This is a genomic window from uncultured Campylobacter sp. (assembly GCF_938030145.1).
Taxonomy (GTDB): Bacteria; Campylobacterota; Campylobacteria; order Campylobacterales; family Campylobacteraceae; genus Campylobacter_B.
The window spans coordinates 1-16434 of record NZ_CALHGM010000023.1 but is presented as its reverse complement, the minus strand read 5'-3'; the positions used below and the strand labels follow the sequence as shown (position 1 = coordinate 16434).

15 protein-coding genes and 1 tRNA gene are annotated in these 16434 nt (G+C 48.7%); 8 read left to right on the top strand and 8 right to left on the bottom strand.

Translation table 11 applies throughout. From position 1 onward, the window contains the following. Position 1: 1 nt before the first annotated feature. A tRNA-Asn gene (locus Q0323_RS05015) sits at positions 2-76 on the top strand. Positions 77-349: 273 nt separating this feature from the next. Then, the gene (gene hcp / locus Q0323_RS05010) at positions 350-1678 is read left to right on the top strand and encodes a hydroxylamine reductase (RefSeq protein WP_298052144.1); all 1329 of its coding nucleotides are present in this window, start codon (positions 350-352) and stop codon (positions 1676-1678) included. Positions 1679-2548: 870 nt separating this feature from the next. Here the strand turns inward: hcp and Q0323_RS05005 are convergent. Further along, complete coding sequence (locus Q0323_RS05005) at positions 2549-3379, bottom strand: pyridoxamine kinase (protein WP_298052142.1); 831 nt, start codon at positions 3377-3379, stop codon at positions 2549-2551. A 174-nt stretch (positions 3380-3553) separates the two neighbouring features. Here Q0323_RS05005 and menA point away from each other — a divergent pair, with 174 nt between their 5' ends. After that, positions 3554-4456 (top strand): 1,4-dihydroxy-2-naphthoate octaprenyltransferase, encoded by a 903-nt coding sequence (gene menA, locus Q0323_RS05000; protein WP_298052140.1) that lies wholly within the window; start codon positions 3554-3556, stop codon positions 4454-4456. Positions 4457-4992: 536 nt separating this feature from the next. On the opposite strand, the gene Q0323_RS04995 is transcribed toward menA, so the two are convergent. Together Q0323_RS04995 and Q0323_RS04990 are read right to left on the bottom strand one after the other, a co-directional pair. Next, positions 4993-5184: a hypothetical protein gene (locus tag Q0323_RS04995; protein ID WP_297915975.1), complete on the bottom strand. Its 192-nt coding sequence runs from the start codon at positions 5182-5184 to the stop codon at positions 4993-4995. Positions 5185-5619: 435 nt separating this feature from the next. Continuing rightward, positions 5620-7467, bottom strand: a complete 1848-nt coding sequence (locus tag Q0323_RS04990) for an aryl-sulfate sulfotransferase (RefSeq protein WP_298052139.1) — start codon at positions 7465-7467, stop codon at positions 5620-5622. A 234-nt stretch (positions 7468-7701) separates the two neighbouring features. Between Q0323_RS04990 and Q0323_RS04985 the strand changes: the two genes are divergently transcribed. From Q0323_RS04985 to Q0323_RS04970, 4 genes are read left to right on the top strand one after another with little or no spacing between them, the layout of a single operon-like run. Beyond that, positions 7702-8358: a thiol:disulfide interchange protein DsbA/DsbL gene (locus tag Q0323_RS04985; RefSeq protein WP_298052137.1), complete on the top strand. Its 657-nt coding sequence runs from the start codon at positions 7702-7704 to the stop codon at positions 8356-8358. 9 nt (positions 8359-8367) lie between these two features. Beyond that, positions 8368-8991, top strand: a complete 624-nt coding sequence (gene dsbI, locus Q0323_RS04980; RefSeq protein ID WP_298052135.1) for a protein-disulfide oxidoreductase DsbI — start codon at positions 8368-8370, stop codon at positions 8989-8991. Positions 8992-9030: 39 nt separating this feature from the next. After that, positions 9031-10680 (top strand): sensor histidine kinase, encoded by a 1650-nt coding sequence (locus tag Q0323_RS04975; RefSeq protein WP_298052132.1) that lies wholly within the window; start codon positions 9031-9033, stop codon positions 10678-10680. A gap of 1 nt (position 10681) precedes the next feature. Then, a complete protein-coding gene (locus Q0323_RS04970) occupies positions 10682-11362 on the top strand; it encodes a response regulator (protein ID WP_298052130.1) in 681 nt (226 codons plus the stop codon). Between the two features lie 94 nt (positions 11363-11456). On the opposite strand, the gene Q0323_RS04965 is transcribed toward Q0323_RS04970, so the two are convergent. The 4 genes from Q0323_RS04965 to Q0323_RS04950 all read right to left on the bottom strand — a co-directional run bounded on the left by Q0323_RS04965 (position 11457) and on the right by Q0323_RS04950 (position 15558). Beyond that, positions 11457-11681 (bottom strand): hypothetical protein, encoded by a 225-nt coding sequence (locus Q0323_RS04965; protein ID WP_298052128.1) that lies wholly within the window; start codon positions 11679-11681, stop codon positions 11457-11459. Between the two features lie 210 nt (positions 11682-11891). Further along, positions 11892-12545 (bottom strand): thiol:disulfide interchange protein DsbA/DsbL, encoded by a 654-nt coding sequence (locus tag Q0323_RS04960; RefSeq protein WP_298052125.1) that lies wholly within the window; start codon positions 12543-12545, stop codon positions 11892-11894. A gap of 256 nt (positions 12546-12801) precedes the next feature. Next, positions 12802-13656: an aldo/keto reductase gene (locus Q0323_RS04955; RefSeq protein WP_298052123.1), complete on the bottom strand. Its 855-nt coding sequence runs from the start codon at positions 13654-13656 to the stop codon at positions 12802-12804. 129 nt (positions 13657-13785) lie between these two features. Further along, positions 13786-15558, bottom strand: coding sequence for an aryl-sulfate sulfotransferase (locus Q0323_RS04950; RefSeq protein WP_298052120.1), 1773 nt, complete (start codon positions 15556-15558; stop codon positions 13786-13788). 188 nt (positions 15559-15746) lie between these two features. Here Q0323_RS04950 and Q0323_RS04945 point away from each other — a divergent pair, with 188 nt between their 5' ends. Further along, positions 15747-15956, top strand: coding sequence for a 4-oxalocrotonate tautomerase family protein (locus tag Q0323_RS04945; RefSeq protein WP_298052117.1), 210 nt, complete (start codon positions 15747-15749; stop codon positions 15954-15956). 8 nt (positions 15957-15964) lie between these two features. Here the strand turns inward: Q0323_RS04945 and Q0323_RS04940 are convergent. Further along, positions 15965-16434 (bottom strand): oxidoreductase (locus Q0323_RS04940; RefSeq protein ID WP_298052116.1); only part of this gene is annotated, 470 nt, incomplete at its 5' end.

Here is a 16434-nt window from a genome sequence, read left to right as displayed (position 1 = left end):
TTCCGGATTAGCTCAGCGGTAGAGTAGGCGGCTGTTAACCGCTTGGTCGCTGGTTCGAATCCAGCATCCGGAGCCATATATACTCAAAAATTCCTTTAGACCCCTGATTTTATCGATGTTTAAAGAGCTTTAAGTTTTCTTGGCTTTATAAAAATTTGTTTCAGAAATTTTTTAATATTCTAATTTCTCGTTATGCTTTCTAAGCAATCTAGAATACCTTATTATAAAATTTAAAATTCTCATTTTGTAAATAAATTTGATAAAATTTAGCCATTTCTTGATTATAATCAATTTTTTTGCCTAAATAAAATCTTAAAATTACCAACTAAATTTTTTATAAAGGATTTCTATGAGCGACAATCTAGAGATGTTCTGTCATCAGTGCCAAATGAGCGCGCCCGAGGGCTGCGGCGCCAAGGGCCAAGACCGCGGTACCTGTGGCAAAAATTCCACATTAAGCCTGCTTCAAGACACTATGGTTTTCGGACTTAAGGGTCTTAGCGCCTACCGCCATCATGCGCACGAGCTCGGCGCCGATACTAGCGCGGTCGATACCGTTATGGCGGATACGCTGTATTTCACGCTGACAAACTCAAATTTTAACTTTGACGAGCATATCGCGCAGCTGATGGCTGTCGGAAGCGCGGGCGTGCAGATGATGGATATCTTAAGCGAGGCGCATACCGCAAAATTCGGCGTACCGACCCCGGTTAAGGTTAGCCAAAACAAGGTCGAGGGCAAGGCGATTTTGGTCAGCGGACACAACCTTCACGCTCTTGAGGCGCTGTTAAAAGCGACCGAGGGCAAAGGCATCAATATCTACACTCACTCCGAGATGCTTCCTGCGCACGGTTACCCGGAGCTTCGCAAGTATCCGCATCTAAAAGGCAACGTCGGCAAGGCGTGGTTCGATCAGACCAAGCTTTTTAACGAATTTAAAGGCGCGATTTTGATGACCACAAACTGCATCGTGCCGCTTCGCTCGTCCTGTAGCTACGCAGACAGGCTCTTTGGCTACTCTATCGCGGGCACAGACGGGATCAAACATATCCAAAACGACGATTTTACGCCGCTCATCGAGTGCGCGCTCGCATGCGGCGACGTGAGTATGGACAGCGACGAGAGCTTGGTAACGGGCGGACACTACAAGACGATTTTGAGCCTCGCGCCGCAAATTTTAGATGCGATCAAATCTGGCAAAATCCGCCGCTTTTTCGTCATCGCAGGCTGCGACGCGCCCGGCAAGGGACGCGAGTATTACCGCGAGCTGGCGCTTAGCCTGCCGAAAGACTGCGTGATTTTGACCTCCAGCTGCGGCAAATTCCGCTTCAACGACGTGGATTTCGGAACCGTGCCCGGCACCGAGCTTCCGCGTTATATCGATCTAGGTCAGTGCAACGACAGCAACGGCGCGGTCAAGATCGCCTTGGCGCTTAGCGAGGCTACGGGCATCGCGGTAAACGATCTGCCGGTCTCGATCGTGCTGATGTGGATGGAGCAAAAGGCGGTCATCATCCTGCTTGCGCTGTTTAGCCTGGGCGTTAAGAATATCAACGTGGGCCCTACAGTGCCTGAGTTTTTCAACGACGAAATTTTGGGCTTTTTGGTGCAAAATTTCGGCCTTCGCCTAATCAGCGGCGACGCGCAGGCGGATCTGAAATACTTCCTGGGCGAATAAATTTCATAGAGAGGCAAATCGGGTAAATTTAATTCGGCAAAGCTCCGTTTTAAATTTACCCTTTATATAGCGCTTTTAGCGGAGCTAGCCGATCCACTCCGCGGCTATTTTGCGCCCGACGCTCATATTTAAATTTCACGACTATGTCGTCCTTCTTAATTTAAATTTTAAAATCATATAATATCGCCAAATGCTTCGAAAAATTTAATTAAGTGCTTTTTTTACACATTCAAATTCCAATCGTCTTTGCTATTACAATCCTTCTTTTTCTGTGTAAGTATTTATCTTATCCGTATCACTGCCGCTCATAGTAACCGCTATAGTGTAACCGTCTTGATGCTTGGTATCTCATAAAATTTTCCGTATCATCTCATTTTTCGCTATCAGATATTGCAATTTAGTGCCATTAAAATTTTAAATAAATATAGTATTTTCACAGGATTTTTAATCGGAATTTAAATACGGATTTTAATATAAAATTTTACTCATAAATTTTTAGATTATTTTATAAGTGCATGGCGCACGACTCGCAGGAATAAAATTTTAAGCATATTTTGCGCAAAACTTCAAAATGCAACTCAAGCTCGCAAGCAGATAAATTCGCTGTAGCCTTGTGTTTAGAATTCAGCGCTAGTGATAAATTTTACATCTTTACTTCGGTGCAAATTTTAAAATTCTATGCAGGAGATAAAATTATAAGCCCGCGCAATGCATGAATTCTAAAATTCCATGCCCCACACGACACATAAATTTTGAAATTTTAAAATTTCACGCCGCAGATAAAATTTAGAAATTTCCTTTTGCGGTAAAATTTTAAAGCTCTGCCACAAATCCTCTGTCCGCGCGGCGAGTTCCAAATCCGTCTAGAACTTAGATTTTCCTCACCAGCTCAGGAATTATTGCCTCAAAATCGACCCCTTCGTATCCGTTGCGCTCCTCGTCGCTCATCGTTTCTTTGATAGTGCTGACGACGAAGTCCGCAGCGATGCGAACTGCCGTTTCCAGCGACTTGCCGCGCATTATTGCGCCGAAGGCTACGGCGGCGAAAATATCGCCGGTGCCGTTAAATTTAACCGGCAGCAGCTCGTGAAAATACTCGTTCGTCCTGCCCGTGCGCGCATCGTAGCTGAAAACCCCGCACTGATCGGCGATGTAGCCGATGCCCTTTAAAATAACCTGTCTGGCGCCCAGCTCTCGAAGCCTTGCAAGCAGATCCATGATGAAATCCCTATCCGCGTCCTCTCGGTACGGCACGCCTGTAATCGCGCAGGCCTCGGTGATATTGGGCGTAATGACGTCGGCTTGAGCGCACAGAAGCGCCATCATACGGGCAAAATCCTCGTTAAAGCCAGGATAAAATACGCCGTTATCTCCCATACAAGGATCGACCAAAATGGTCTTACCCGCGCCGCCGAAGCTCGCAAATAGCTCGCTCATAATCTCGATCTGTGCCGCCGAGCCCAAAAAGCCCGTGTAGATGCCGTCAAATACCACTCCGCGGTCTTTCCAATGCGCCATAATCGCGCGTATTTGAGAGCTTAGATCGCAAAAGGTATAGCCCGAAAAGCCCGTATGCATCGATAAAACAGCCGTAGGGATCACGCTCGTGCTCATCCCCATCGCGCTTAGTATCGGCAAGGCGACGGTCAGCGAAACCTTGCCCACGCAGGATATATCTTGAACGGTAAGAACTTTTTTCATCACAATTCCTAAAATTTTTGGCTCTATTTTACCGCTATTTATATTAAAAAGGCGAATTTAAATAAAATTTACTCTACGAATAGTCTAAATTTATAATATTTTTGGCGTTTTTCCGCTAAATTTTATCTCGGGTTCGCCGTAAATTCAGCTCTAAAAATCAACAAAAGGTAAAAAATGATAACCGCAAAGGCTTTTTACGCATCAGCTCGCCTTAGATCGCTGCCGCTTAGCGTCTCGGGCGTACTGCTCGGCAGCGGCGCAGCATACGGCGCGGGCGTATTTAGAGCGGATATTTTCGCGCTGGCGCTGCTTACGACGCTGCTGTTTCAGGTGCTAAGCGACTACGCCAACGACTACGGCGACGCGGTAAAGGGCACCGACGACGATGGTAGGCTGGGGCCGCGCCGCGCGATCCAAACGGGACAGATGAGCGCCGAGCAGATGAAGCGCATCATCGTCGCTACGGCGCTGCTTTCAGCGCTTTGCAGCTTCACGCTGAGCGTTTTGGCGTTTGGCGAGCGATTTTATCTCGTGCTACTGTTTTTAGCGCTAGGCGGCGCGTCGATATACGCGGCGATCCGCTACACCGTGGGCGCCGGCGCATACGGATATAAGGGACTTGGTGACGTTTTCGTGTTTTTGTTTTTTGGGCTACTTAGCGTGCTGGGCTCGTACTTTTTATACGCGCGTTCGCTCGATGCGGCGCTGCTGCTGCCTGCGTGCGCGTGCGGGATGCTAAGCACCGCCGTGCTAAATTTAAATAATATGCGCGACGTACAAAACGATGCGCTCAAAGGCAAGCGCACGATCCCCGTGCGTATCGGACTGCGCGCGGCCAAGTGCTACCACTATGCGCTGATCGCGGGCGGGGCGAGCCTGATGCTTTGCTACTCGCTTTTGCGCGGAGATTCAGGCGTAAAACTACTCTACATAGCTAGCTTTGCGCCGCTTATTAGGCACCTATTTTTCGTTTCGCGGGTGCGGGAGTGTCGCGACTTCGACGGACAGCTAAAGGTCGTCGCGCTCTGCACGTTTGCGATGTCGGCGCTGTTTTTCGTCGGGGAGATTTTAGGCTAAATTTAAACGCCGCGCGGATAAAATTTACGTCGGCACCGCAGCAAAGTCCTCTCGCGCAAAAGCGCTTTGTACGAGTTCCCCTAATCTTGCAATCAACCTGCTTGTCGCACAGCAAAGCGTCTGCGGCAAGCTCGCTCAATGAAAACGTCCATAACATATCTCTGTCCGCCTGATGGCTACCGCAATAAAATTTAAGGGGGCAAACTCCAGGTCTCCGCGCCGTCTTGTATCGTTAAATTAAGCGAGCAATACCGCTCTTAAGTCCATACAAGCCCCGTCACACTACGCTTTAATTGCCGTTTTGACGGCGAGTTGCCCGCCTTTGCGTCAAATTTAAAAACTAGAGCATTAATTCTACAAAAGACCCGCGTGTTTGGCGCGGTGGGCTTTGTGCTTATTGCACGGCGGCAGTTCGCACCGCAAACGCTGTTTTAGCCCTACTTTTGAGCCCTCGCGCCGCTAAAATTTTACTAAATTTTACGCACCGCCTTTTTGAAACGATGCTTGCAAAACCATGTCTTTCTGCACATAGCCCCTTAAAATTCGAAGCAATTTTGCACGTTGTTTAGAACTTCGCGGTCGCAATATCCGCCGTTTTGCTCGCAAAAGTCCAAAACCGCCGCCTCATTCGGCACGCGGCGAGCTCGCAAAATCCAGTATGAGCCTATGCGTGCCGTCGCAGTCGCGATGCGCCAAGCTCTAGCCCAAGAACTCAAATAGCCCCTCAAACTCCGCCCTATTCATAGACAGGCTCTTTTCAAATGCATCTCGCTGCCGCTACGCCGCAAGCTTTTTGAGTTCCTTTTTTCTAGATTTTTCCACTCTTTCTCCTTTGCTGCGCCGCCTTGCCGCACGAATATCCTTTGGGCGCATTAACCTCATACCCGTCGTCCCCCGCCCTCAAGCGGAATGCAAATTTCATCCAAACCGTGCGCTACCTCGTCTATACCGAAATAACGCTTATTAATTTTAGCAGAGCGAAATTATAGCAAAAGCAGAGTGCGAAATCGCAAATCCGATGATTAAATTTTATCTAGAATAAAGAGCTATGTTTTCGGCTAAATTTTGCCGTACCGAGGGATGAAATTCTATCGAGTAGATGTGTAGAATTTGACCATAATCTAAAACAAAAGCGGCCGCGCTCGAAATACGGCCGCTAAATTTTACTTCTCAAACGCCTTTTCTAGGCTAAACGGAAACGCCTGATAGCCCATCGCATTGGTCATTTTTATCTCGATTGACGGCTCTTTTGCGCCCCATTCAAACTCGTTGATGTGAGGGCTAGGCACGCCGACGGGGCGACCTTTGGCGATGTCAAACTGCATGCCCGCGACCGCGGAGTAAACCATCACGCTATCTAGGTCGTCTTGATACTGCGCTAGCGAAGTAACAGAGCTATACCACTCGCTGCCGCGCTGTTTGCCGTACTCCCAGACCTGCTCGACGGTCTTGGCGTTCTCATCGATTTTATAAACGACCGCGCGGGAGTATTTCATACCCGCCATCGCAGGCTGCTCCATACCGCGGGTGTCGCCGTTGTCAAAGACGGTTAGATAGACGAGCCCTTTTTTAGACTTGCTATCGATGCGAAATGCCGTGTGCTGCGTCCACTGCCAGTCAAATCCACCCTTCTCGCTCTCGTAGCCAGGGCATTTTGAGTATTCGTCCTCGCAGACGATCTTTTTGCCGTCTTTATCTACCGGCTGGAGCAAGTAGCCCTTAAACTGATCCTTCCAGCCCTTATGCGCGCCCATTATCCATTTGATCTTTTTGTCGCGGCCGATCTTGATGACGGCGTCTTGGTGGCGGCTGGAGATGATGATGCTATCGTCGCTTGGATCATAATCCACGCTATTTACGTGCGCCCAGTTGCGTCCAGGGCCCGAGCCCACGATGTCGCCCCATTTTTCGTTCGTATCCATCGCGGCTAGCTCGTCCGAGCTCGCAGTGTGGCCCGCTTTTTTAGCATCGATGTTTAAGCACACCGCGCCCTGATCGAGCGTTTTTAGCACGATGTCGCGGTATGGATCTAAAATTTCATACAGCCTAAAATCATCCACGACGTTGCCGTCGCGATCGACCTCGACGATGACGTCGCGCACGGTGCGGACGTTTTTGCCGTCGGCGCGTTTATAGTTGGCGTTTGCCGCGCGTAGGAAATAGTGCCCGTTTTGCGCTACGTCCATAGAGTGCGAGAAGTCGTTGTAGCCTGCAGGTAGCTCGCGGTTAAAGATTTCGCGGCCCATTATGTCGTATTTGGCGTATCTTTGGCCATATCCCCACGTCATCGCGCCGTCGTCGTTTTGCTTAAAGCCCATCATGACGCCCGCGCTAAAGGGCTGCTTGAGGTCGTAAATTTTACTAGGTTCTAGATACCAGCGCACTTCGCCTTTGGTGTCTAGCACGAAGTTATTTGGGCTGTAGTTCCACTCGATCGCGCCGCCTGCGGGGTTGTTCCACACGACTTTGGTGCCTTTGCCGGTTTTATTTACGAAGTTATTTACGTAGTAGAGGCGGTTGGCAAATTTCGCGCTCGGAGCCTTTACGACCTCGATTTTATCAAACAGCGCGCCCTTTTGAGACGGCATGCCCGAGCTCTCTAGATAGATCGCTGGAGCATAAATTTTATAGGTTTCTTTTATGTGCTCGGTTTGTCCCTTGTAAATTTTATCGTACTCGACCTCGACGGTGTTTTGATAGTCAGGGTAAAGTCCAAAAATAGGGATTCCGCCGTGCGTGCGAAGGTGTTTGTCGGCGACTTTATAGCTGATAACCTGACCGCCCGGCTTTGGTACGATAGTAACTTTGGCGTTTGCTAGCGTGTAGCCGCCGTTTTTGATCACCGCCGTTAGAGGCGCGATGTCGTATGGGTTTACGACTACTTCGCCGATCTTGCCCGGGATGCCGTAGTCGATGTGTGCGCCGCTAGGTCCGCCGATAGCCAGCGCGGCCGTGCTTAGACCGCCTAAAAGCGCCACAGCTAGCGCAAATGAGGAAAGAGTTCGCTTCATCTTATTCTCCTTTGAATTGGTTTGATACCGTAATTTTAATCAACCTCGCTAACATAAAAATCACGCGTTTATTAAAACTTGCTTAATTGTAAAAAATAATTTCAAATTTTGGCTTTTGTGCCAAAATTTAGTCGAAATTTTATAAATTTAATCTAAAATTTATCTTAGCGTGAGTTCTGCGGCGGCGAGAGGATATAAAATTAACGCAAACAAAATCATTTTAAGGAGCACTCCATGAACCTACTTTCTAAATTTAGCAAAGGCTTTTTAGCCGTAGCGATGTTCGGCGCCCTTAGCGCGTCTGCGTTTACCGAGGGCGAGGACTACGTAAAACTCGAAAAACCGCTATCCGTGGAGCAAAACACGCTAGTTAAGGTCTTTAGCTACGCATGCCCGTTTTGCTACAAATACGACAAAACCGTCACGCCGAAGGTTGTAGAAAAGGTCGCGGGGCTAAAATACGTACCGTTTCATCTAAAAACTAAGGGCGAATACGGCGAGCTCGGAAGTAAAATTTTTGCCGTTTTAGCCGTGATGGACGAGGAAAAGGGCGTGAGCCTGCTAGATGAAAACTCGCTGTTTAAAAAGGCGAAATTTGCCTACTACAAGGCCTATCACGATCAAAAGCAGCGCTGGAGCGACGGCAAGGACGAGGCTGCGTTTTTAAAGACAGGGCTTGATGCGGCGGGCATCAGCGAGGCGGACTATCAAAAAAAGCTAGAGGATCCCAAAGTCGCCGAACTACTTAAAAAATGGGACGAGAGCTACGACGTAGCCAAGATCCAAGGCGTGCCGGCCTTTGTCGTAAACGGCAAATACCTCATCATGACGAAGTCCATCACCTCCCTAGACGGCATGACGCAGCTAGTAGAAGAGCTGCTTAAAAAATAGGGCGCGAGCATGAAATTTGCGGAAAAAATAGCGAAATTCGCAGACAGCCGCCTGCCGTGGGCGATCCTCATAGCGGTGAGCGTGGGGCTTGTTATCCTCGCGCACTCGCTGTTTCAAAACTACGTCTATATGCCGCCTTGCGAGCAGTGCGTCTATATCCGCTTTGCATTTTTGTGCATGGCGCTAGGAGGCCTGGTCGCGATCATAAATCCTAAAAATTTGCTCCTCGCCGCGGTAGGCTACCTGCTAGCCTTTTGGGGCGCGATCCAGGGCATAATGTATAGCGTAAAGCTCGCCAAGATCCACGACGCCGTGCATGGAGACGATCCGTTCGGCGTGCAGGGCTGCTCGACCGAGCCGCACTATCCGTTCGGCCTGCCGCTTGAGCGGTGGGCGCCCGATTGGTTCTTGCCTACGGGCGACTGCGGCTACGACAGTCCGCTGGTGCCCGAGGGCGTCACGCTAAGCGGCTTTCAGAAGTATTTAGTCGATCTTTATGGGGACGGCTGGTACCTGATCCCATCAAGCAAATTTATGTCGATGGCCGACTGCACGCTCATCGGCTTTGGAGTCTGCTTCGTCGTGCTCGCCGCGATGTTTATTTGCAAAATTTTAACCCTCAAAAAAGCTTAAATCGGTCTAAATTCAGACCGATTTTGCTATACTCGCCGTATGAGAGCCTTACGCGAGCATAATTTTAAAATCTACTTCATCATCATTTTCGCAAGCCTTTTCGTGGTGCTTTTGGGCGTGAAAAACTACGAGGACGCCAAGGCGCAGATCACGGCGCTTGCGGATAAAAACAAGATCGCCGCTAGTGAAAATATCGTCGGAAATTTCTCGTTTTGGCTGGATGAGCGACTGCACTCACTGGTGCGCGCGGCTAAATTTATACAAAACGCGGGCATCTCGCAAGACGACGAAAAGCTCGGCGGCTTCATACGGCTTTTTAAAGAAAACTCCGCAGAATTTGACGCCTTGCAGTTTTTGCGCGAGGATGGAGAAATTTTCGTGGACGGCAAGGAGCTGGGCGACGATGAAGCGATGCCAAAGAGCCTGCGCACGGGGCTTGTATGGTTTGAGGAGACCAAAAGCACGCTCGCGCCCACGGTAAATTTTATGCAGCGCCATAAAACCTTGGGCGAGCCGACGCTAAATTTATGCGTGCCCGTGCTGGACGGCAGTTCGTTTGCGGGGGTACTTTGCGGCGTAGTGAAGCTGCAAAATATACTAAAAAATATGGAAAAATTTAAGCTAGCGCCAGATTCTTACGCCTTCATCGTTACGCACGGCGGCGAAATTTTAACGCCGATGAAGGATGCGGCGCTAAAAAAGCAGATCGAGGATAAATTTAAAGAGATTTTCCTGCGGGGCGAGGATATCACGAGCCTAAATATCGGCTCAAATTTCATCTCCGTCGCCGAGATCCCCACGCTAAACTGGTTTATAGGCGCGGGTACGGATAACGAAAAGGAGCTTGCAACGCTGCTTAACTCCGTGCTAAAAAACGCCCTCATCTTGCTTTTTGCGTTCGCGGCGCTAGCACTGGTGGCAAATTTCCTCCATAACTTTATGTACTCAAAAATCAAAAATCTGCAAGACGACTACGAAGCCCTGCTCAAGCACAAAGCCCGTATGAGCGAGGCGGGCGAGCTAATCAGCGGCATAAATCATCAGTTTATTCAGCCGGTTAATTCGCTAAATTTGATGATCTCAAGCCTACTCATGCTGCAAAAAGACGGCAAGCTAGACGCCGCGACGCTAGAAAATATGCTGCAAAAGGGGCAGGCTGCGACCATGCTTTTAAGCGATACGATCGAAATTTTTAGAAATTTTTATAAAAGCAGCGACGCTCCGCAAAAATTTAGCGTGCAGCGCTGCATCAAAGACCTACTAAAGCTCATGCACACCGAGCTTAGCAAGGCAAACGTCGCGGTGAGTTTGCGCGAGTTTAAAGACGAAGAGGCTACGCAGCGAATGGGCATCGTGCAGCAAATTTTACTCATCCTCATTCACAACGCCAAGGACGCGGTCGTGGAGCGATACAAAGACGAAATCGCCAAGCGGCAAGTTTTTATCGATGTTAAATTTGAAAACGGCACGTGCAAGATAGCCGTCACAGACTACGGCAGCGGCGTGAACAAGGAGCTTCGGGATAAAATTTTAACCCAGCCAAAAACCACCAAAAAGCAAGGAAGCGGTATCGGGCTGTATTTTGGCAAAAAGCTCGCAAACGAAAAGCTTTCAGGCGATATCAGGCTGCTAAGCGCGGGCGATCCGACGACGTTTGAGCTAAGCTTTGAGATAAATTTAAAGGAGTGAGATGCAAGAGCATTTGAAGCTGCTTAAAGACCTGACCGTCCTCATCGTAGAGGACGACGAGATCGCAAAAGAGCTGCTAATAGGCGGGCTAAAGCCCTACTGCCTAAGCGTCTGGGGCGCAGGCGACGGGCTGGAGGGGCTGGAGCGCTTTAAAAAGCTAGCCCCCGCCATCGTCATCACCGACATCCACATGCCCGCGATGAACGGCTTTGAGATGATGAAGGAGATGATGCGCATCAAACCCGCGCAAAAATTTATCGTTTTTACCTCCTACGACACCGACGACAACCTCATCAAAAGCATCGAGCACGGCGCGGCGTCATTTCTAAAAAAGCCCGTCGATATCGCCGCGCTTTGCCGCCTGCTCGTGGCTCTAACCTACGAAAAGGGCGAAAAGCTCGTGCGCCTGGGCCCGCAAACGAGCATAAATCTCGCCAAAGAAAAGATCTACAAAAACGGCGAGGAAATTTATCTATCATTTTTGCAAAACAAGCTCTTTTGGCTCTTTGCGTACAATCTAAACAAACTCGTGAGCTACGAGATGATCGAGGAGTTCGTCTATGAGGGCGAGCAAACGAGTAAGGGCGCGATACAAAACGTCGTGCTGAGGCTGAAGCGGGAGCTGGGGGTGAGGTTTAAAAATATTAGCGAGAGCGGATACATCTTACTAAACGGCGAGTAAATTTAACTTTGCGGCTTGTCTTTTTGCCCTATACTTCGTTGGATTTCGCTGCGGGCTGCAGTCACGTATTATATATACGCTCCTTTGCCCTTGCTTATCCGCCTTGTCTATGACAAAAATACTTCGCTTTGAAATTTCTACGTTCAAATTTGGCGTTAAATTTTATTTTGTGGCTCGTCTTTTTCCACCATACTTCGCTTTGCTTCGTTACATTCGCAACTGCAAGCAGAAAGCGGCTCGCTCGGCTTCGGTCACGGACGACCGAACCCGCTCCCTCGCCTCGTTCGCCGCTGCCTCGTCTGACGTAAAAATACTTCACCTTAATTTTTTATGTTCAAATTTAAAGTCAAATTTTTAAATTTTAGCTCAAATTTTACTCGCCGAGATCCACTCCTTTAAAACATAAAATTTAGTCGCTATCGTGTCGCGCGGCTTAGCGATAAAATTTACTATAAGCCTCGCAGCCAAATTTAACGCGGCGCATAAAACAAAGTTTACTTTGACGCGACCAAATTTAATGCGACAAGACCTATTTCGCCAGCAGCTCTTTTACCGCGACGGCCATTTCATCGACGGAGCCGAACGAAGCCGTGTTTAAGAGATACTTGCCGCTCACGACGAACGCTGGCACGCCTGAAATCACCGCGACCTCGTAGCCCGCGTCCCACTGCGCGAGCAGAGCCTGCGCCTTTTTGCTGGCAAGCGTCGCTTCATATTCGCTCATGCTCACGCCCGCGGCATCCAGCGCGGTTTTGATGAACCTTTGTTTATCACTGCCGCCGCCAAAATCGTCCTTTTTGTCGTGGATCGCTTTGTAAATCGCAAATTTCGCCTTTTTAAATTTTGACTCATCGCTTAGCAGGCTCACGTCGTCCTTTTCGTCAAGCACGATGAGGGCTGCGAATACGCCGCTTGCGGTCTGTCCGAATACGCCTTTGGTCTTTAGATGCCACGGCAAAAACTCCGTCCCCTCAAGCTTCTTCATCAGCTGCGGCGTGACCGTCCTATCAAACGCATAGCAGTGCGGACACTCGTAGTTAAAAATTTTAACGACGCTATTTTTAGGCACGTTTAGCGGCTTTTGCAGCACTTGATAATTAACGCCCTCCTCTAGCGCGTTTGCGCCAATGCCAAGCAGACAAATGGTAGCCAAAATTCGTATAAATTTAGAAAGTATTTTCATAAAATTCCTTCGCGGTAAATTTTAAAGATTGTATAAAATAAAGGGTAAATTTGAGATTAAAGCGGACAAAGGCAAGGCGGCTTCCCACAGAAAATATATAAAATAGCAGGCTACGCCATCACGCCGCTTGAGCGAGCAGGCTAATTTATCGCCACAAGCTCTATCTCTGATCTCGCTCAAGCTCAAATTTAATAGCAAGGATTGCACGCTCGCGGCTTAATTTTAAAGCATGCAATCCGCTTTAATTTAATAAATTTTACTTGTCAAAGGCATGGATTATCCACTTTACGCGCTCAGGATCTGCGTGGTCGAAAAATAGCGTCTTGCCTGTATCAAGCGCAGCGATAGCAGCCATATCATCAGGCGCAAGCGTAAAATCAAAAATGTCGAAATTTTGCTTCATTCGCTCGATTTTAACGCTTTTTGGAATGACGATAATGCCGCGCTGAATTAACCAGCGCAAAATAACCTGAGCTGAGCTTTTGCCGTATTTTTCACCGATACCGCTTAGCACGGCGTTTTTAAATATATCGTTTTTACCCTCGGCAAAGCTAGCCCACGATTCAAATGCTATGCCGTAATCCTCAAGCGTGCGCTTTAACGCTTCACGCTGAAAAAATGGATGACACTCAAGCTGATTTACCGCAGGGATGACGCCGCTGTTTTCGCACAGATCGACGATCCGATCAGCGTAGAAGTTGCTAACGCCGATAGAACGAACAAGGCCCTCATCGCGCAAACGTTTCATCGCTCGCCACGAGCCGTAAATATCGCCATATGGCTGATGAATGAGATAAAGGTCGAGGTAGTCAAGCCCTAGCTTTTTCATCGACGCATCGAAGGCCTTTAGCGCGCGCTCCTCACCTGCGTCGCTGATCCAAAGCTTAGTAGTGATAAACAGCTCCTCGCGCTTTAACCCACCTGCAAGAGCCGTCTTAATTGCTGCGCCCACGCTTTCTTCATTAAAATACGCCTTTGCCGTATCAATGCTGCGGTAGCCGACCGAGATCGCATCCTCAACGCATCTTTGCGTCTCTTTCGGATCTACCTGAAATACGCCAAATCCCAAAATAGGCATCTTATTGCCATCGTTTAAGCTTACAAATTCCATTTTAGCTCCTTTGCTAAAAAATTCATCTTATATAAAAATTTAAAATTTCGCGCTTAATTTGCAAAATTCTATCCGCACCAAAGCGACAGGTTGGAATTTAAAAGCCAAATTCCAACCTATCGCGAAATTTTAATAATCAAATATATTCGGATCGATCACCATCGCACGGTAGGCTACGTCGTCTCTCGATGCAGACTCCACGTCCATTTCAAATTTAATGTCGTTAGTTTTTGGATCGATCTCCACAAGTACCATTTTGATCGTTTTATCGGGCTTTAGCAGATAGACATTCGAGCTTGAGATGAAGTACGTGCTTTTATCCTTTTGCCACTCCACGACGCTAGTAACCGCGCTGTAAAAATCAAATCCGCGCTCCTTGCCAAACTCCCACGTCTGCTCGACCGTGCCCTTTTGCTCGTCGATCTTATACTCGACCGCGCGTGAGTATTTTTGCTCTTTTAGCGCAGGCTGCTCCATACCGCGGCCGTCGCCGTTGTCAAATACGCTGATGTGCTTGATTGGGCCCTTGTTATCGTAGCGCGGAGTGAGCCACGCGGTGTGCTGCGTCCACGACCAGTCGAAATCGCCCTCGCATTTTGAGTTTTCGCATTTGATCTTGTTGCCGTTTTTATCCACGGGCACTAGCACTTTTTCTTTAAAGTCCGCGCTCCAGCCCTCAGGCGATGCGAGGATCCATTTTACCTTTTTGTCGCGGCCGATCTTAACGATACCTTGGTGGCGAAGCGAGAGGATGATGCCGTCGTCGCTAGGGTCATATGAGATGGAATTTACGTGCGCCCAGTTGCGTCCCGTGCCGGTCGAGGTCACGTCGCCGAAAGGCAGATCGTCGCTGATTTTGATCTCTTTGGCGTCCATGTCTATATTTAGGCACACGGCACGAGCGTCAAGAGCTTTGATGAGGTTGCTGCGGTAGACGTTTTTGCCAAAAATTTCATTCAGATCCCACTCGTCCACGACCTTGCCGCTACCGTCCACTTCGATGATGTGATCTCTGATCGTGTGCGAGAGTCTGCCGTCTGCGTGGTGGTAGTTGTATTTACCGACGCGAAGCAGCAAGTGATCATTTTTTAGCGGCATAACTTCGTGGCTAAGATCGATGTAGCCGCGCGGTAGCTCGCGATTATACACCTCCTTGCCCATCATATCGTAGCGCATATATCGCTGCGCCATACCCCAGCTCAGATCGCCGTTTGGCAGCTGATGAAAGCCCATCATCATGCCCCCGTCCATCACCCTACGCTCGCTGCGATCGTAAAATTTCTGATAGTCCAGATACCATCTGACCTCGCCCTGCGTATCGACGACGAAATTTTCGGTGAAATCATTCCAGCTAGCCGCACCGCCGTTTTTCCAATCAAGCGGCTTATAGACGCTCGTGATCGTATTATTGATGAGGTAGAGCCTGTTTTTAAACGCGGGATCGACCTTTTTAACCTTCATCTTTTGCATGTGGCTAAATCTATAATCGCGGCTATACGTCACGATCGGCTGAGCGTAAATTTTATACTTTTCGAGCTTCTTTTCGCCGTTAAAAACGTAGCTCACCTCAACCTCGTTTAGATAGTCCGGATACAGCCCCCAGATCGGCACGCCGTCGTGATTTAGCAGCGCATGCTCGGAGACGTTATAGGCGATGTCAATGCCGCCGTTTGGCTTACCCAGCACCCGCACGTGGACATCCTTAATATCCTTGCCCGCGCGATCGATGACGGCGGTTAGAGGCGCCACGTCGTAGGGGTTGATAAACACCGAGCCAAGCTCGCCCTGGGTTTTTACCTGATGCGCCAAAACGCCCGCACTCGCCGTCTGCGGCACCACTATAAACGCGCCGCCCACCAAGGCCGCAGCCAAAACGATAGAACCGAAAAAATTCTTACGCATATTCGCTCCTTTTGGGTAAATTTAACTAATTTTACTACTACCGAATCACATAATAATCATACTAGCTTTAAATCAAATTTAAAGTTAAATTCTAATATATCTACTTAAATTTTAGAACGCAAGCGAGACGGGTAACAGTCTAAAATTTGATATAATTAGCTCTACTTTATCAAATTTAAGGAGAGAAAATGCCATTCGTAAATATAAAAGTAGCCGCTCCAGAGCCTACAAAAGAGCAAAAAAAGCAAATTATCGCCGAGATTACGGACACGCTAGCACGCGTATTAGGCAAAGACCCAGCCGCAATACTCATAATGATCGAAACGCTCGGTATGGACAGCATCGGTAAAAGCGGTCTAAGTCTTGAGGAGATCAAACAAAATAAAGAGAAAAAATGAGCGAATTTTTATAGGATTTTGAGCCAAAAATCACGCTCGTAGCGGACACTACTTGCGCCGCTAAGCGGTCTAAATTTACCGAACGCACAGGCGGGCAGCAGTTTAAAAACCGCTGCCGCGATCTGCTCTATTGGGCGAGTGTCGAATCTCTCGCCGAGGATTAGCGGCGGACGGACGATCTGAAGGCTGTCAAAGCCAAGCTCGCTCACGTTCCGCTCGATCTGCCCTTTAGCGCGCAGATAAAAGCTTAGCGAACCTTCGCTCGCACCCGGAGCTGATACGAGCACGAAGCGCCGTACGCCCGCTGCTTTGCCCCACTTCGCCGCTGCATAGACGTAGTCCACATCCACGCGTAAAAACGCCTCGCGCGAGCCCGCCTGCTTCATCGTCGTGCCCAGCGCGCAAAAAAATTCGTCAAATTTATGCGGCACGATATCCGAGATACCCTCAAAATCAATGATCCGCGCGCGAAGCTTAG